Source organism: Mesorhizobium sp. WSM4815 (assembly GCF_055811575.1).
On sequence record NZ_JBVVQS010000102.1, the window covers coordinates 315406 to 333292 of the forward strand.

The 17887-nt window shown below is 64.6% G+C and carries 13 protein-coding genes; 10 read left to right on the forward strand and 3 right to left on the reverse strand.

What is annotated here, in order from left to right:
• Positions 1-84 precede the first annotated feature (84 nt).
• From AC0L2B_RS30310 to AC0L2B_RS30355, 10 genes are all read left to right on the forward strand, one after another.
• Positions 85-486, forward strand: a complete 402-nt coding sequence (locus AC0L2B_RS30310; protein ID WP_027152037.1) for a PTS sugar transporter subunit IIA — start codon at positions 85-87, stop codon at positions 484-486.
• Positions 483-779, forward strand: coding sequence for an HPr family phosphocarrier protein (locus AC0L2B_RS30315; protein WP_023796904.1), 297 nt, complete (start codon positions 483-485; stop codon positions 777-779). Before AC0L2B_RS30310 ends, AC0L2B_RS30315 begins: the two co-directional genes overlap by 4 nt.
• Before the next feature lie 191 nt (positions 780-970).
• Positions 971-2371 carry an adenosylhomocysteinase gene (ahcY, locus tag AC0L2B_RS30320; protein WP_473747997.1) on the forward strand — a complete coding sequence of 467 codons (1401 nt, stop codon included), beginning with the start codon at positions 971-973 and terminating at the stop codon, positions 2369-2371.
• A 187-nt stretch (positions 2372-2558) separates the two neighbouring features.
• Positions 2559-5138, forward strand: a complete 2580-nt coding sequence (locus AC0L2B_RS30325) for a sensor histidine kinase (RefSeq protein WP_473747998.1) — start codon at positions 2559-2561, stop codon at positions 5136-5138.
• A gap of 8 nt (positions 5139-5146) precedes the next feature.
• Positions 5147-6658, forward strand: a complete 1512-nt coding sequence (tsaE, locus tag AC0L2B_RS30330; RefSeq protein ID WP_473747999.1) for a tRNA (adenosine(37)-N6)-threonylcarbamoyltransferase complex ATPase subunit type 1 TsaE — start codon at positions 5147-5149, stop codon at positions 6656-6658.
• Positions 6655-7425: a nucleotidyltransferase family protein gene (locus tag AC0L2B_RS30335; RefSeq protein WP_473523049.1), complete on the forward strand. Its 771-nt coding sequence runs from the start codon at positions 6655-6657 to the stop codon at positions 7423-7425. The genes tsaE and AC0L2B_RS30335 overlap by 4 nt, the downstream gene beginning before the upstream one ends.
• On the forward strand, positions 7422-10541 hold the full coding sequence (addB, locus tag AC0L2B_RS30340) for a double-strand break repair protein AddB (RefSeq protein ID WP_473748000.1): 3120 nt from the start codon (positions 7422-7424) through the stop codon (positions 10539-10541). Before AC0L2B_RS30335 ends, addB begins: the two co-directional genes overlap by 4 nt.
• Positions 10538-14047: a double-strand break repair helicase AddA gene (gene addA / locus AC0L2B_RS30345; protein WP_473748001.1), complete on the forward strand. Its 3510-nt coding sequence runs from the start codon at positions 10538-10540 to the stop codon at positions 14045-14047. Before addB ends, addA begins: the two co-directional genes overlap by 4 nt.
• Positions 14048-14121: 74 nt before the next feature.
• Positions 14122-14445, forward strand: coding sequence for a thioredoxin (gene trxA, locus AC0L2B_RS30350; RefSeq protein ID WP_091592579.1), 324 nt, complete (start codon positions 14122-14124; stop codon positions 14443-14445).
• 215 nt (positions 14446-14660) lie between these two features.
• Complete coding sequence (locus AC0L2B_RS30355; protein WP_023796896.1) at positions 14661-14942, forward strand: cupin domain-containing protein; 282 nt, start codon at positions 14661-14663, stop codon at positions 14940-14942.
• A 38-nt stretch (positions 14943-14980) separates the two neighbouring features.
• Here AC0L2B_RS30355 and AC0L2B_RS30360 read toward each other — a convergent pair whose 3' ends face one another.
• The 3 genes from AC0L2B_RS30360 to accD form a co-directional block, all read right to left on the reverse strand.
• The gene (locus AC0L2B_RS30360) at positions 14981-15400 is read right to left on the reverse strand and encodes a VOC family protein (RefSeq protein WP_473748002.1); all 420 of its coding nucleotides are present in this window, start codon (positions 15398-15400) and stop codon (positions 14981-14983) included.
• Between the two features lie 60 nt (positions 15401-15460).
• Positions 15461-16786 (reverse strand): bifunctional folylpolyglutamate synthase/dihydrofolate synthase, encoded by a 1326-nt coding sequence (locus AC0L2B_RS30365; RefSeq protein WP_023796894.1) that lies wholly within the window; start codon positions 16784-16786, stop codon positions 15461-15463.
• A 126-nt stretch (positions 16787-16912) separates the two neighbouring features.
• A complete protein-coding gene (gene accD / locus AC0L2B_RS30370) occupies positions 16913-17839 on the reverse strand; it encodes an acetyl-CoA carboxylase, carboxyltransferase subunit beta (protein WP_023796893.1) in 927 nt (308 codons plus the stop codon).
• Positions 17840-17887 lie beyond the last annotated feature (48 nt).

The window sequence follows — 17887 nt, forward strand, 5'->3', positions numbered from 1 at the left end:
TCGACAAGATAGCGCTCCCGCCGCCTGAAAAGGCCGGCGAGCATGAAACGCCTGTTAAGCGGCGATGACGGGAGCCACCAAAGAATGATCGGACTCGTGCTTGTAACGCACGGTCAACTGGCCGCCGAATTCCGCCATGCCGTGGAACATGTCGTCGGGCCACAAGACAGTTTCGAGACCGTCGCGATCGGCGCCGATGACGATATGGAGCAGCGCCGCAGCGACATCATCGATGCCGTTGCCCGTGTCGACACGGGAGCGGGCGTCATCGTCTTGACAGACATGTTCGGCGGCACGCCGTCCAATCTTGCAATTTCGGTGATGGAATCCGGTCGTACCGAGGTCATTGCCGGCATGAACCTGCCGATGCTGATCAAGCTGTCCAGCATTCGCAAGGGCGACAATATGAGCGCAGCGCTGGACGAGGCGCAGGCGGCCGGCCGCAAATACATCAATGTCGCCAGCCAGCTTCTGAGCAGCAAATGAGCGCGCTGTCGGCCAACAAGGGTGACATCGTCCGGGAATTTCCAATCGTCAACCAGCGTGGCCTGCATGCCCGCGCCTCGGCAAAATTCGTTCAGGTTGCCAGCGGCTTCGACGCCTCCGTCCAGGTCGAGAAGGACGGCGTCACGGTTGGTGGCACCTCGATCATGGGCCTCATGATGCTGGCGGCAAGCCCCGGCTATTCGATCCGCGTCACCGCCAGCGGCCCGGAGGCCGAGCAGGTGATCGACGCGCTGGAGCAACTGGTCGCCTCCCGCTTCGGCGAAGAGTCCTGACGCCTGGAGCGCGTCGCGGCTGAACCCGATTTCGCGCCGGCGCGCCTCTGAGGACATGCACGGATAAAGATTTCTTTATGTCCCATTGTCGTCCGACCGACGATCTGCTAGTCAGGCCGGCAACTCGCGCCCTTCGACACGCCTTCCGGCGCGGGCGCATCCCGAAGACAATTCTTGATCGGAGCACTGCCATGACGGGTAGCAATGACTATGTGGTCGCCGACATCTCGCTTGCCGGCTGGGGCCGCAAGGAGATCGAGATCGCCGAAACCGAAATGCCGGGCCTGATGGCCTGCCGCGAAGAATTTGGCAAGGCGCAGCCGCTCAAGGGCGCGCGCATCACCGGCTCGCTGCACATGACCATCCAGACGGCGGTGCTGATTGAAACGCTGAAGGCGCTCGGCGCCGAGATCCGCTGGGCCTCCTGCAACATCTTCTCGACCCAGGACCATGCGGCCGCGGCCATCGCCGAGACCGGCATTCCGGTCTTCGCGGTCAAGGGCGAGTCGCTCGAGGACTACTGGGTCTACACCGACAAGATATTCCAGTGGGCCGATGGCGGCACCTCCAACATGATCCTCGACGATGGCGGCGATGCCACCATGTACATCCTGATCGGCGCGCGCGCCGAAGCCGGCGAGGATGTGCTCTCCAATCCAGGCAGCGAGGAGGAAGAAATCCTGTTTGCCCAGATCAAGAAGCGGATGGCGGCATCGCCCGGCTTCTTCGCCAAGCAGAAGGAGGCGATCCGCGGCGTCACCGAAGAGACGACGACCGGCGTCAACCGGCTCTATCAGTTGCAGAAGAAGGGCCTGCTGCCGTTCCCGGCGATCAACGTCAACGACAGCGTGACCAAGTCGAAATTCGACAATAAATATGGCTGCAAGGAATCGCTGGTCGACGGCATTCGCCGCGGCACCGACACGATGATGGCCGGCAAGGTTGCGGTCGTCTGCGGCTATGGCGACGTCGGCAAGGGCTCTTCGGCGTCGCTCAAGGGCGCCGGCGCCCGCGTCAAGGTCACCGAGGTCGATCCGATCTGCGCATTGCAGGCGGCAATGGACGGCTTCGAAGTCGTCACCCTCGAAGATGCCGCCCCGACCGCCGACATCATCATCACCACCACCGGCAACAAGGATGTCGTCACAATCGACCATATGCGGGCGATGAAGGACATGGTGATCGTCGGCAATATCGGCCACTTCGACAACGAGATCCAGGTGGCGTCGCTGCGCAATCTGAAGTGGACCAACATCAAGCCGCAGGTCGACATGATCACCTTCCCGGACGGCAAGCGGATGATCCTTTTGTCGGAAGGCCGCCTGCTCAATCTCGGCAACGCCACCGGCCACCCGAGCTTCGTCATGTCGGCGTCGTTCACCAACCAGGTGCTGGCCCAGATCGAGCTGTACAGCAAGCCCGGCCAGTATCAGAACCAGGTCTATGTCCTGCCGAAGCATCTCGATGAAAAGGTCGCGCGCCTGCATCTCGACAAGCTCGGCGCCCGGCTTACCGAACTGTCCGGCGAACAGGCCGCCTATATCGGCGTGACCCCGCAGGGACCGTTCAAGCCGGAACACTACCGCTATTAACCACAGCGGAAATTACCACTAGATATTGAGGCCGGGCGATTGACTTTCGCCCGGCTTTATTTTTGCGCTGATTGATTCTTCACGCCGATTCGCGCAAGCGCTATGGTGCTGATTCGCGGGCCCGGGGACGAGGGCCGAAGCCCGCATCAGGGCGGTCTTGCATTCAGGCGGCGAAGAGGACCAGGACATGCCGGGGGATTACCCGCCTTGCGCGGGACAGGCCGTTTCCGGCGGCCACAACGATATGGCGACCACGGGTTCCGCTGCCAGAGGCGGAAGCCTCTTATGGCGCGCTGGCGCCCGCGTCGGAAAATTGCTTGCTTCTTCCGCGCTCGCCGGCCCGCTGCTTGGCCTTTCGGCACACGCTGGACCGGCTGCTGCATCCCACGCGGCTGCGCCCAAAGCCGGGCTGTCGGTCAGCACGGTCGAGGTCATGCAACTCGCCATGTTTGTCGGCGTCATGGGCGCGGCACTTGTCTCGGCCATTTTCCTGATCCGCGAACGGGCGCGCACCTCGGCCCAGAATGGCGAACTCAGAGCCCGCCTGGCCGACGTCAACGCTGCGCTGCAGCGCTCCGAGGCGCTGCTCAACCTGCGCGACCAGCGTGTCGTCGTGTGGGCATCGGAAAACAAAAAGCCCGAGCTCGTCGGGACATTGCCGGTTGAAAGCGGGGCTCCGGAAGACCGTGCCGCCTTCCTCGCCTTTGGCCGTTGGCTGATGCCGCGCTCGGCGGCGGCGCTCGAGAATGCTGTGGCGGGACTGCGGGAAAAGGCGAAGCCGTTCGATCTCGTCATCGAATCGCAGGCCGGGGCGCCGCTCGAAGTGCACGGCCGCAAGAGCGCAGCACACGTGCTCGTCCGCTTCGTCTCGCTTTCTGAAACGCAGCGAAGCGAGGCCAGGCTAAGAATTGAGAACCAGCGCCTTGCCGCCGACTATGACACCATGCTCGGTCTTTTCAACGCACTCAGCATGCCAGCCTGGCTGCGCTCGGCGGACGGGCGGCTGAAATGGGTCAACCGCGCCTATGCCAGGGCGGTCGAGGCGGAAAACGCCGAAGCTGCGGTTCGCGACGCGAAGGAGTTCCTGGGCGGCCAGGCGCGCGATGCAATCGCTGCGCAGCACAAGTCGCATCCCGTCTTCGAGCAGGCGCTTTCCACCGTGATCGAAGGCGACCGCCGCATGTTCGCCGTGACCGACTTCGCCGGCGCGGACGGCTCGGCGGGCCTCGCCTGCGACACCAGCGCCATCGAAACGATCCGTAGCGAATATGAGCGGACCGTGCGCAGCCATGCCGACACGCTCGACCAGCTCAACACCGCCGTGGCGATTTTCGATACCGATGAAAAACTGCGGTTTTTCAACCAGGCGTTTCAGAAACTATGGGGTCTCGACGCCGGCTTCCTGCACAGCGCTCCGGACAACGCCTTGTTGCTCGACCGGCTGCGCAGCGAAGGCAAGATCGCCGAGCAGCCCGAATGGCGGCGCTGGAAGGAAAGCCTGCTTGGCGCCTATCGCGCGGTCGAGTCGCAGGAACATTGGTGGCATTTGCCGGACGGCAAGACCATCCGCGTCGTCGCCAATCCGCAGCCCAAAGGTGGCGTCACCTGGGTGTTCGAGAACCTGACCGAGAAGATGGACCTTGAAAGCCGCTACCAGACCGCGGTGCGGGTCCAGGGCGAAACGCTCGACAATCTTGCCGAAGGCGTAGCCGTGTTCGGCCCCGACGGCAGGCTCAGATTTTCGAACCCTGCATTCGCAGCACTTTGGGGGCTCGACGCCGACGCCGCCAAGCCCAACGTTCACGTCTCCACGATCCGCGATCTGTGCGACCGGCGCGCCGCCGACAGCCCTTGGCGCGGCTTCGTTGCCGCCGTCACCGGTTTCGACGACGAGCGCCGCGACCGCCACGGCCAGACCGAGCTGAACAACGGCACCGTCCTGCGCTACGCGATGATCCCGCTGCCCAACGGGCAGGTGATGATGACCTTCGTCGACGTCACCGACAGCGTCAATGTCGAGCGGGCGCTGAAGGACAAGAACGAGGCGCTGGAAAAATCCGACCAGCTCAAGAACGAGTTTGTGCAGCACGTCTCCTACGAACTGCGCTCGCCGCTGACCAACATCATCGGTTTCACCGAGCTGCTTTCGCTGCCCTCGACCGGGACATTGAACCAGAAGCAGCGCGAATATGTCGAGCATGTCAGCTCGTCTTCCTCGGTCCTGCTCACCATCGTCAACGACATCCTCGACCTGGCGACCGTGGATGCCGGCATCATGGAACTCGATATCTCCGAAGTTCACGTCGACCGGACCATCGCTGCCGCTGCCGAGCTTGTGGCCGACCGGCTGGAGGAGCATGCGATCAGGCTCAAGATCGATGCGGCCACTGCGCCAAAGACGTTCCACGGCGACGAAATCCGCATCCGCCAGATCCTCTACAACCTGCTGAGCAATGCCGCGAACTACGCTCCTGAGGCGAGCACCATCACGCTCGCCTGCCGCTCGCTTGCCGAAGGCGTGGAATTCTCCGTTCACGACGATGGTCCCGGCATGCCGCCGGAACTGCTCGATTCGGTGTTCCGCCGTTTCGAACCGCGCACCAATAGCGGCCGCCGGCGCGGCCCTGGTCTCGGCCTGTCGATCGTCAAGAGCTTTGTCGAGCTGCATGGCGGCAGTGTCCGCATCGAAACCGGCAAGGACATGGGCACCACCGTCATTTGTGCCTTTCCCGACACGCCGTCCGGCATCCGCGCGGCGGCCGAGTAGCGCGCTCGATGGCAGGCATGGTGCTAGAGCGTTTTCTCGCCGACGAGGCTGCGACCGCAAGGCTGGGCGAGGATCTGGCCATGTCGCTGCGCCCCGGCGACGTGCTGGCTCTCAGAGGCGATCTCGGCGCCGGCAAGTCGAGTTTGGCCCGGGCGCTGATCAGGGCAATGACCGACGATGCCGGTCTCGACGTGCCGAGCCCGACCTTCACGCTGGTCCAGAGCTATGAGGCGCGCGTCCCCGTCCATCATTTCGACCTCTATCGCCTGTCCGCGGCGTCCGAACTGGACGAACTGGGTTTCGACGAGGCGCTGGCGCAGGGCGCTGCGCTGGTCGAATGGCCGGAGCGGGCAGCGGCCTATTTGCCAAAGACTTCGGTGCTCATCGAACTCGTCCATCAGGACGCCGGACGCCTGGCGAGACTGTCGGGACAAGGCGCTGCCTTCGAGCGCGCGGCGCGCTCGTTGGCCATGCGCAATTTTTTGGAAACAACCGGCTGGGGTGAAGCGCAGAGACGCTACTTTATCGGCGACGCCTCGGCCCGCTCCTATGAGGTCGTCTCGCTGGCCGGCCTGCCGCCGCGCGTGTTGATGAACTCGCCGCGGCTGGTGCTCGGGCCGCCGGTCCGCGACGGCAAGCCCTATGCGGTGATCGCCCACACCGCGCAATCCGTCGCTGCCTTCGTCGCCATCGATCGGGCACTGCGGGCCGGCGGCGTCAGCGCCCCGGAAATCCACGCGCAGGATCTGGACCAGGGCTTTCTTCTCATGGAGCATCTCGGCTCGGAGGAATTTCTCTGCCAGCACGGTCAGCCGCTGGCGGAGCGCTACGCGGCGGCGGCCGAACTGCTGGCCATGATGCACGGCAAGACGTGGCCCGATCGCATCGAGGCCGCGCCCGGCGTCTTTCACGATGTGCCGCCTTTCGACCGCGACGCCATGATGATCGAAGCCGAATTGCTGCTCGACTGGTATGTGCCGGCGATTTCAGGCGGCCCGGCAAGCGATGCCTTGCGCGCCGGCTATACCAAGCAATGGAACGCGGCTCTCGACCGGCTGGAGGGGCGCGAATACACGCTCATGCTGCGCGACTTTCATTCGCCGAACATCATCTGGCGCGGCAATCGTTCCGGTCACGATCGCCTTGGCATCGTCGATGTCCAGGACGCGCTGATCGGCCCCTCCGCCTATGATCTCGCCTCTCTCGCCATGGATGCCCGGGTTACGATCTCGCCTGAGATCGAGCGGCGGACGCTCGATGCCTATATCGCCGCTCGCCACAAGGCTGGCGTTTTTAACGAAGACGAATTCGTCGAGACCTATGCGATCATGGCAGCGCAGCGCAATTCGAAGATCCTCGGCATTTTCGTCCGGCTCGAAAAGCGCGACGGCAAGCCCTATTATCTAAAACACCTGCCGCGCATTCGCGATTATCTTCGGCGGGCGCTGGCGCATCCGGCACTTGCCGGCCTGCGGCATTTCTACACCGCCCACGGGCTGCTGGAGGAGCGGCCGCTGTGACGACACGCCCCAAAACCGCAATGGTGCTTGCCGCCGGGCTGGGAAAGCGCATGCGGCCAATCACCGACACAATGCCGAAACCGCTGGTCAGGATATCAGGCAAGACGTTGCTTGACTGGAGCCTGGACGGCCTGGCTCGTGCCGGCGTCGACAAGGCCATCGTCAACGTCCATTATTTTCCCGAGCAGATCGTCGCCCACGTCGCCGCGCGCCGCGCGCCGCGCGTCGTTATTTCCGACGAAAGCCAAACACTGCTCGATTCCGCCGGCGGTATCGTCCATGCTTTGCCGGAACTAGGAGGGGCTCCCTTTTACATCGTCAACGCCGACACCTTCTGGATCGACAGCGGCGTGCCCAACCTTGCCCGCCTCGCCCTTGCATGGGACGCGGCGAAAATGGATATTCTGCTGATGCTCGCGGATTCCCAGTCGGCAACCGGACACAGCGGCGGCACCGATTTCCTGATGGCGCCGGACGGCGCCTTGCGGCGTTCGAAAGGCGACCCGACAGGCCTGATCTATGCCGGCGCGGCGATCGTCCATCCCAGGCTTTTCAAGGATGCGCCGGCCGGCCCACACTCGCTCAACGCCTATTTCGATGCGGCCATCGCAGCCGGCCGCCTGTACGGCATGGTGATGCACGGCCATTGGATCACCGTTGGCACGCCTGACGCCATTCCGCTTGCCGAAGCGGTCGTTGCCACCGCTCTTGCTGAGTCGCCCGGCACTCTTACCGAGTTGACCAGCGCTCTCACCGAGTTGAAATGAGCGGCTCCCGCCGCGTTTTCTCGATCCCGCCCGGAGCGCCGTTTCTGCCGACGCTGGCCGAGGCCCTGCTGTCAGGGCGCCTCGTTTCCGGTTTCCGCTTCGACGGCGACCCGCTGGCGCTGGCCGACGCCACCATCTACGTGCCGACGCGCCGCGCCGCGCGGGCGCTGCGCGGCGTCTTCGTCGACTGTCTGGGTCGCCGCTCGGCGATCCTGCCGGTCATCCGCCCGCTCGGCGAGTTCGACGAGGACGAGGCCGCGTTCGAGGCCGACGCATCCGCCGCCATCGACCTCGCGCCGCCGATCGCCGCGATCGAGCGCCTGCTGCTGCTGGCGCCGCTGGTGCGCGCCTGGAAACGCCGCCTGCCGGCGCATGTCGCGGCACTTTTCGACGAGGAGATCGTTGTGCCGGCGTCGGCCGCCGATGCCATCTGGCTGGCGCGCCACCTGGCCCGGCTGATGGACGAGATCGAGACGGAAGGCACGGACTGGACCAGGCTCGCCGATCTGGTGACCGGCAACCTCGCCGGCTGGTGGCAAGTGACGCTCGACTTCCTGAGCATCGTCACCGAAAACTGGCCGAATCTCCTCGAAGAACGCAATCGCTCCAACCCGGCTGCGCATCGCAATGCGCTGATAAGGCTGGAAGCAGCGCGGCTGAAGCGCAATCCGCCGACCGGGCCGGTGATCGCCGCCGGCTCCACCGGGTCCATTCCCGCCACCGCTGAATTGCTTGCGGTGATCGCCGGCCTGCCCAGCGGCGCGGTCGTGCTGCCCGGCCTCGACCTGATGCTGGATGAGCCGTCATTCCAGGCAATTGCGGTGCCCGGCGCGCGGCCGGCCTTGCTTGGCCACCCGCAATACGGCCTGGCAAAACTGATCGGCAAGATCGGCGTGCTGCGCGGCGATGTCGAGGAGATCGCCGTTGCCGAAAGGCCGCTCGCGCTGCGCGCCGCACTTGTCGGCGAGGCGCTGCGGCCGGCGGAGACCACCGAGCTGTGGGTCGAGACGCGCGCCCGCTTTACGGCCGGCGATATCACCGAGGCCTTCGCCGACGTGACGCTGCTCGAAGCCGCCGGCGAGCGCGACGAAGCGGTGGCGATCGCCGTCGCGCTGAAACGCGCCGTCGAACAGCCCGGCCAGCGCGCCGCGCTCGTCACCGGCGACCGCGCCCTGGCGCGGCGCGTCTCGGTCGAGCTGTTGCGCTTTGGTGTCGTCGCCGACGATTCGGGCGGCACACCGCTCATCAACACGCCAGCCGCCAGCCTGCTCAGGCTGGCGCTTCAGGCGGCGTTCCGCCCCGGCGATCCCGTGGCCCTGCTGTCGCTGCTCAAGCACCCGCTGCTTGGCCTCGGTCTGGAACGCACAAGCGTCCGTCGCGCGGTGGAGATCGTCGAACTGGTGGCGCTGCTCGGCGGCACCGGCCGCCCCGACGTCGCCTCGCTGCCGGAGCTCTTCGAGGCCCGCCTCACCGGCCTGGGCAGCACCCGGCCACCGTTCTGGTTTTCCCGCCTGACCGTGCGAAACATCGAAGGCGCCCGCGAACTGCTCGTCCGCCTTACTGCTGCGCTGGCGCCGCTGATTGCCTTTCGCAGTCAAGCCGAAGCCGACCTTGCCGAATTGACCCGGGCCAGCGTCGTCGCGCTCGAAGGTCTCGGCCGCGCCGCGGATGGCAGTCTGAGCGAACTCTATGCCGGCGACGCCGGCGAAAAGCTCACCGAGCTCTTGCGCGGGCTGGTCGCTGCCTCGGCGTCGTTCTCCTTCGGAGCCGACGAATGGCCCGATGTGATGGAGGCGCTGATCGCACCCGAGACGGTCAAGCCGGCACAAGGCACCGACAGGAACATCGCCATCTGGGGTGCGCTGGAAGCCCGGTTGCAGAACGTCGATACGCTGGTCGTCGGCGGGCTCAACGAAGGCGTGTGGCCGCGCAAGCCGGAAAGCGACCGCTTCATGTCCCGGCTGATGAAGACCGGCATCGACCTCGAGCCGCCCGAACGGCGCATCGGCCTGGCCGCCCATGATTTCCAGATGGCGATGGGGGCGAAGCAAGTGGTGCTGGCGCGCTCCGCCCGCTCCGGCGACGCGCCGGCGGTGCCGTCGCGCTGGCTGCAGCGCCTGCTGACCTTCATAGGCAAGGACCATGCGGCGGTGCTTCGCCGGCGTGGTGATGAATTCCTGTCCTGGGCCCGTGCGCTCGATGCCGGCGAACGAAGAGACTTCGCGCCGCGGCCGCAGCCGAAGCCACCGCTGGATGTGCGGCCGCAACATTTCTCGGTCACCGAGATCGAAACGCTGCGCCGCGACCCTTACGCGATCTATGCCAGGAGGATCCTCCGCCTGATGCCGCTCGACCCGGTCATCCGCGACCCGGGTGCTGCCGAACGCGGCACGCTGTTTCACGCCATCCTGCATCTCTTTTCGCGGACCGTGGCCGATCCGCTTGTGCCGGAGGCGCTGGACGGTCTCATTGCCGCCGGCCGCGCATGCTTTGCCGAGGCGGCCCTTCCTCCCGATGTCGAGGCGGTGTGGTGGCCGCGTTTCGAAAAGCTCGCCGCCGGCATCATCGAATGGGAACGCGGCCGCGCCTTCGCCGTGACAATGCGGCATGCCGAGGAGCACGCCGAGAAAACAGGCGTCGGCCAGTCCGGCGTGACGCTGTCCGGCTATGCCGATCGTGTCGATCTCCTGGCCGGCGGCATGGCCGACATTCTGGATTACAAGACCGGCTCTTCGCCGTCGAAGGCGCAGGCCCATACGCTGCTTTCGCCGCAACTGGCGCTCGAGGGCGCGCTGCTCAGGCGAGGCGCCTTCAAGGGGCTTGGCGCGCGCGAGCCGTCGCAGTTGGCCTTCATCAGGCTGAAGCCGAACGGCGAGGTGTTCGAGGAATCCATCCTCGAATACAACCGCAAGCCGCGAACCGCCGCAGACCTCGCCGAGGAGGCCTGGGCGCGGCTCGAAAAACTGCTGATCCACTATGCCAACCCGGCTACCGGATACCTGTCGCGGGCGTTGCCGTTCCGCGAGGGCGAGACCGACGGCGACTACGACCATCTCGCCCGCGTGCTCGAATGGTCTGCCGGCGGCGACGCCGACGACGAGGGAGGGGAGGCATGAAGAAGGCCTATCCCATCCCGACCGATACCGCCGTCAGCCAGGCAAGCGCCTCAGATCCGCAAAATTCCGCCTGGGTGTCGGCCAACGCCGGATCGGGCAAGACCCATGTGCTGGCCCAGCGCGTCATCCGTCTTCTGCTGCGTGGCACCGATCCGTCGAAGATCCTGTGCCTGACCTACACCCGCGCCGCCGCTGCCAACATGTCGAACCGGGTGTTTTCGACATTGTCGGAATGGACGGCGCTTGGCGACGCAGAACTGGCGACAAGGATAGAGACGCTGGACGGTCGCCAGCCCGATCGCGAAACCATGCGCCGCGCCCGCCGGCTGTTCGCCGAGGCGCTGGAGACGCCCGGCGGGCTGAAGATCCAGACCATCCACGCTTTCTGCGAATCGGTGCTGCACCAGTTCCCGCTGGAGGCCAACATACCGGCCCATTTCGAAATGCTCGATCCGCAGATGGAGGCGTCGCTCTTCGCCGCCGCCCGCCGTGACATGATCTCGGGCACGGCGGCCGGCGATGCGGGGCTGGCCGAGGCTTTCGCCACCATTCTGGAACGCGGCGGCGAACATGGGCTTGACGCCTTGCTGGCCGAGATCGTGCGCAAGCGCGACGGTCTGCGCGCTTTCATCAGCGCGGCCGGCGGCGATGGTTTTCAGGCGCTGTTCGACGAGTTCAGGTTTCGCGCCGGCCAGACCGCCGAAGGCCTGGCGGCGTCCGTCTGGCCGCTGCCGGGCTTCCTGCCGGACTATTTCATCACCTTTGCCCGCGCTGCCGAAGCCGCCGATGCCCGCTTCGTGCTCAACAACGTTCTGCCCTATGCGCGCCTTGCCTTCGCCGAGGATGATCCGGTTCGCCGGCTGCATCTGCTGGCAAAAGCCTTCCTGCGAGGCGATGGCGAGCCTTATGAGCCGGCAATGTTCAAGAAGGCGTTGCTCGACCGGCTGCCGGATCTTGCCGAGCGCTATCTGTCAGCGGTCGATGCCATTCTTGAAATCTCCGACCGATTGGCCTTGTTCAGGATGCTGGAGGGCACACGTGCCGCGCTGACCATCGCCGACTGGCTGATCGCCCGCTACGAGCACCTGAAGCGCGCCCGCGGCTTCCTCGATTTCAACGACCTCATCACCCGAACGGTCAATCTCCTGGCACGGCCCGACGCCGGCCCCTGGGTGCAATACAAGCTCGACCAGGGCATCGACCATATCCTGCTCGACGAGGCGCAGGACACCAGTCCCGACCAGTGGGAGGTGGTGAAGCGACTGGCCGAGGAATTCTTTGCCGGGCTCGGCGCACGCGACAATGTTCACCGCACGGTGTTCGCCGTCGGCGACGAAAAACAGTCGATCTATTCCTTTCAAGGAGCGGCGCCCGACTCCTTCGCCGACTCAAGGCTGCTGTTTTCCGCAAAAGTGCGCGACGCCAAAGCCGCCTTCGCCGATCTCAAGCTGACCTGGTCGTTCCGCTCGACCGAAGACGTGCTTGCGGCGGTGGACCGTGTCTTTGCCGACCCGCTCGTGCGGCGCGGCATCAGCCACGATCCCGACCCGCTGACCCACAAGGCGATCCGCAGCGATGCGCCGGGCTATGTCGAGGTCTGGCCGTCGATCGGCGCCGACGTCGTCGACGAACCCGACGACTGGACGCAAGCCGTCGACCACGCCCATGCACCGGCGGTGCGTGTTGCCGAAAACGTCGCGGCAACCATTGCCGGCTGGATCGGCGCTGGCGAGATCATCGAGGGCCGCGGCAAGAAGCTTCGGCCCGGCGACGTGCTGGTGCTGGTGCGCAAGCGCGATCGTTTCGTCCATGCGCTGACGCGCGCACTGAAGCACCGCGACATCCCGGTCGCCGGCGCCGACCGCCTCAGCCTGCCCGGTCATATCGCGGTCAAGGATCTGATCGCGCTCGGCCACTTTCTGGTCCAGCCCGAGGACGATCTGTCGCTCGCCGCCGTGCTGCGCAGCCCGATTTTCGACGTTTCGGAAGAGACGCTTTTCGCGCTCGCCGGCGTCCGGCCGTCCGGCCTCTCGCTGATCGCATCGCTCAGGCAGCAGGCAGGCGAAAGCGCTGCCTTGGCCGCAATCGCTGCCCAGCTCGACACATGGTCCGATGAAGCCGCATTCAGGCCGGTGTTCGAATTCTATGCCGGGGCTCTCGCCCGCGACGGCTTGCGCAAGAAAATGATCGCGCGGCTCGGGCCGGAAGCCGGCGACATCCTCGACGAATTCCTGAGCTTCTGCCTGGCCGAGGAGCGGACCGGCCTGCCGGGACTGGAATCCTTCCTGGCGACGCTGGAGAATGCCGGCCCCGAGATCAAGCGCGAAATGGGCCAGACCCGCGACGAGGTTCGGGTCATGACCGTTCATGCCGCCAAGGGCCTCGAGGCGCCTGTCGTGTTCCTGGTCGATGGTGGCTCGGCGCCGTTCAGCGATCAGCATCTGCCGCGACTGATGCCGTTCGATGGCTCGGGCCAACACTGGGACGGCAAGGGCTATCTCTGGCGTTCGGCCAGCGATGTCGCCAATGGCTTTTCGCGGGCCGCTTCGGTCCGCGCGCGCGAACTGGCCGACGACGAATACCGCCGGCTGCTCTATGTCGGCATGACCCGCGCCGAGGACCGGCTGATCGTCTGCGGCTATCACGGCAAGCGGGCGCCGAATGCCGGCACCTGGCATTCGATCGTCAGCCGCGCGCTGGTCGGCGCCCCCGAAAGCATCGAGCGGCAGCACCCCACCACCGGCGAGACCGTGCATCGCTTTCACGTGACAAAATTGCCGCCCGTCGCACAGGCGGCCGCCGAACAGGCGCGGCAGGCGCAACAGTTCGAGCCGTTGCCAAAGAGCCTGTTCCAGCCCTTGCCGCCCTTCGAGGATCTGCCGCGGCCGCTGTCGCCGTCCGGCGCCTCGGCGCTGATCGACGAGGCCAGGCAAGCCGTAATCGACACCGGCTCGCCGGTACTGGACACCGAGGCAGAACCTGGCTTTGCGGTCATGCGGGGGCTGGCGCTGCACAAATTGCTGCAGATGCTGCCCGGCATTGCCGAGACCGAACGCCGCGATGCCGCGGAGCGCTACCTCAAGCGCGCTGGCGCGCAATGGCCTGAAAGCGAGCGCGACAAGGCTTTGGCTTCGGTGGCGACGATCCTTGCCGACAGCCGCTTCGATCAGCTGTTTGCGCCGAATTCACGCGCTGAGGTCGCGGTCATGGGCAGCCTGGAGGTCAAGGGCAAGCTGCGCTCGATCTCCGGCAAGATCGACCGGCTGGCGGTCACATCAGGCAGGGTGTCGATCGTCGACTACAAGACCAACCGGCCGGCGCCTGCAGCGCTGGCGGACGTTCCACCGGCCTATGTCCTGCAGCTCGCGCTCTATCGCGCACTGCTCCAGCCGCTTTATCCCGGACATGAGGTCTCGGCGGCGCTGCTGTTCACTGAAGCGCCACGATTGATCGAGCTGCCGCCGGCGGTGATGGACGACGCCCTTGCCCGACTCACGGGAGCGTGACACAACAGCTGCTTGAAGAAGGGCGCGATCACCACCACATTTGGTGCGACAACAACTCTCGAAAGGATTTTCGCATGGCCACCGTCAAGGTCGACAAGAGCAATTTCCAGACCGATGTGCTTGACGCCAAGGAGCCGGTCGTCGTCGATTTCTGGGCGGAATGGTGCGGCCCGTGCAAGATGATCGCGCCGGCGCTGGAAGACATCGCCATCGAACTCGGCGGCAAGGTCAAGATCGCCAAGCTCAACATCGACGAGAATCCCGAGTTGGCCGCGCAGTTCGGCGTGCGCTCGATCCCGACGCTGATGATCTTCAAGGGCGGCGAAATGGCCGACATGAAGGTCGGCGCCGCTCCGAAGACGGCGCTGTCGCACTGGATCAACGGCAATCTCGCCTGATCCGGCGGAAATCCGCAGACAAGCCCGGCCCTCGCGCCGGGCTTTTTGCTGCGTCATCTAATGTACCGCGCTTCCCCCTGGACGCGCGAAGGACGCTGCTGCACTTGATCTGACCGAAGATCGGATCGGGATTTTCTGGGTCATGCGGCTGGTCCGCCGTGGCACTCGCCACTTGCCGGCCCATGTTCTTGTCTGGCTTAAAGCAGGAGAACGACTTGACCGGATCCGCCAAGGCCACCGTCTTCATCGACAATGAGCGCGTCATCGTCACCGAATACCGCTTCGCGCCGGGCGACAATACCGGCTGGCACCGCCATGGCCATGATTATGTCGTCGTGCCGCTGATGGACGGCAAGCTCAAGCTCCTGACCAAGGACGGCGAATCCTTCGCCGAAATGAAGAAGGGAGCGCCCTATTTCCGCAAGGAGGGCGTGGAGCACGACGTCATCAATGCCAATGAGGGCGAGTATGCCTTCATCGAGATTGAGCTGAAGTAGTCCCCACCGAGGCCATCTCCGCCATAGGCGTGAGGCGATCACCAATCCGCGATGCGATCGCCTCCGACGAACTGCGCACTTTTCTCTGTGTATTCAAACAGTTCTATCTTCACGTTGTTAGGATCGCGAATCCAAGCCTGGTAGGTATCATCGCATGCGTGTTTCTTTGACGTGACTTCAACGCCTTTCGCTCTTACGTGGGGGATCGCGGCGTCAAGGTTTTCCACTTCAAGGCAGAAGTGGTTGATCTGGTTCAAGTCGCTATAGCTGGCCTCGTCTTTCTGGAACACCTCGACGTGGCTGCGGTTGCCGCAATTGAGGTAAAAACCGAAAATCTTGCCGTCGCGCAGGAAGTTGAACTGGGTGTCCATGCCGAGGACGTCCCGATAGAAGCTTCGCGTCACTTCGAGATCATCTGCGAAGATGCAAACGTGAGCGAGCTGTTTTACCTTGATCATGACTGGCTCCTCGCGATGATCTGACAAAGTCAGGTCATCGTGGCCTGATGAACGCGCCGCTCAAACCGGCGGCGTGCCGTTTTCGGCCAGCACCGCGCCGGCCAGATAGAGCGAGCCGCTGATCAGGATGCGCGGTGGCGGTCCGTCCCATGTGTCGCGCAGCAGCATCAGCGCATTGGCGACGGAGCTCACCGGTTCGGCCGACAGGCCGGCTTCGACGGCGCGGATCGCCAGTTCGTCATTCGGCACACTGGCCTCGCTGAGGCTCACCGGCACCGTGTAGACATGCCGCACCAGGCCCTTGAAGGCGCGGAAATAGCCGCTCTGGTCCTTGGTGTTGATCATGCCGCAAATCAAGAACAGCGGCCGCGGGTTTTTTTCCTCCTGCTCGGCCAATGCCTCGGCAACGACCACGCCGGCGCCGGGATTGTGGCCGCCGTCGAGCCAGATGTCGGCGCCCTTTGGCGCCAGTTCCGTCAGCCTGCCTTGCGGCAATTTCTGCATCCGCCCCGGCCAGGTGACATTGGCCATCGCCTTGTCGGCGACGCGATGGCTGATCTCGAAACCTGCCGACTTGACCGCCGCAATCGCCGCCGCCGCATTGGCGAACTGGTGGCGCCCTGGCAGGCGCGGTGGCGACAGGTCCATCAGCCCGTCTTCGTCCTGATAGACCATCCGGCCGTTTTCCTCGAAGGCGAGGAAATCCTGGCCATAGACGAAGGCGGGACAGTCGAGCCGCTCGGCGGTTTCGATAAGCACCTGAAGCGCCGTTTCGCTTTCCTGCGCGCCAATGACCACCGGGCAACCGCTCTTGATGATGCCGGCCTTTTCGGCTGCGATCAGTTCGACACGGTCGCCGAGAAAGGATTCGTGGTCGAGCGAGACCGGCATGATCACCGACACCGCCGGCTCGGTGATGACATTGGTGGCATCAAAGCGGCCGCCAAGGCCGACCTCGATGATGACGGCATCTGCCGGATGTTCGGAAAACAGCAGGAAGGTGACGGCGGTGAGGATCTCGAAGACGGTGATCTTCTGGCCTTCATTGGCCTTGGCGACGCGGGCGATGGCATCGGCGAAGACCTCGTCCTCGACCAGCCTGCCGCCGCCATCGGCGGCCAGCCGATAGCGCTCATGCCAGTTCACCAGATGTGGCGATGTGTGGACATGGACGCGGTGGCCGGCCGCTTCGAGTAGCGCCCGCGAAAACGCGGCGCAGGAGCCCTTGCCGTTGGTGCCGGCGATGTGGATGACCGGCGGCAGATGGTCCTGCGGATTGCCAAGCCGCTCCAGCAGCCGCGAAATGCGGTCGAGCGAAAGATCGAAGCCCTTCGGATGAAGCGACATCAGGCTTTCGATTTCGCGGTCGGCGGCAAGCGTGCTCATGGGAGAATCCTAGCGCATGACCCCGAAAAATCGAAATCGATTTTCGGAAAGGAATCATGCGTGAAATCAAGATGCTACAGCGCCACAGATGGCGCGCAATCGCGGTTCGCGACGACGGATGTCGCGTCAGGCTTGCGGGCGTGCTTCCGCCGGGACCGCCACCGGCGGCAGGATTTCCGGTTCCAGCGGCTTTTCTTCTTCCGGCAGCTTGAGCAGCATTTTCAGGAGCCGTGCGATCGTCTGGCGCATCTCCAGCCGCGACACCACCATGTCGACCATGCCGTGCTCCATCAGATACTCGGAGCGCTGGAAGCCGTCGGGCAGCTTTTCCCTGATCGTCTGCTCGATGACGCGCGGCCCGGCAAAGCCGATCAGCGCGCCGGGCTCGGCGATGTGCACGTCGCCCAGCATGGCGTAGGAGGCAGTGACGCCGCCGGTAGTCGGATTGGTCAGAACGACGATATAGGGAAGACCGGCTTCCTTCAGCCGATCGACGCCGATCGTGGTTCTCGGCAATTGCATGAGCGACAGGATGCCCTCCTGCATGCGGGCGCCGCCGGAGGCCGCGAACAGTATCAGCGGCCGCTTGCGTTGCACTGCGACCTCGAAGCCACGAACGATGGCGTCGCCGGCGGCCATGCCGAGCGAGCCGCCCATGAAGGCGAAGTCCTGCACGGTCACCACCACCGGCAGGCCTTCGACGGTGCCCAGCGCATTGATGATCGCGTCCTCCAGCCCGGTCTTGGCCTTGGCGTCCTTCAGCCGGTCGGTGTAGCGCTTCTCGTCGCGGAATTTCAGCGGATCCTGCACCACCTTGGGGTTTTCGAGCATCTCGTACTTGCCGTCGTCCATGAAGAATCTCAGCCGCTCCCTGGCCGAGATCTTCATGTGATGGCCGGAGGACGGGATGACGAACTGGTTCTGCTCCAGATCCTTGTGGAAGACCATCTCGCCGGTCTCCGGATCCTTGATCCAGAGGTTTTCAGGCATGTCGGTGCGCCGGCCGAGCATCGAATTGATCTTCGGTCGAACGTAGTTGGTGATCCAGTTCATCGCTTCGGCTCCTGTCCTGACGAAGAGTTAGACCATGATCCCGAAAAG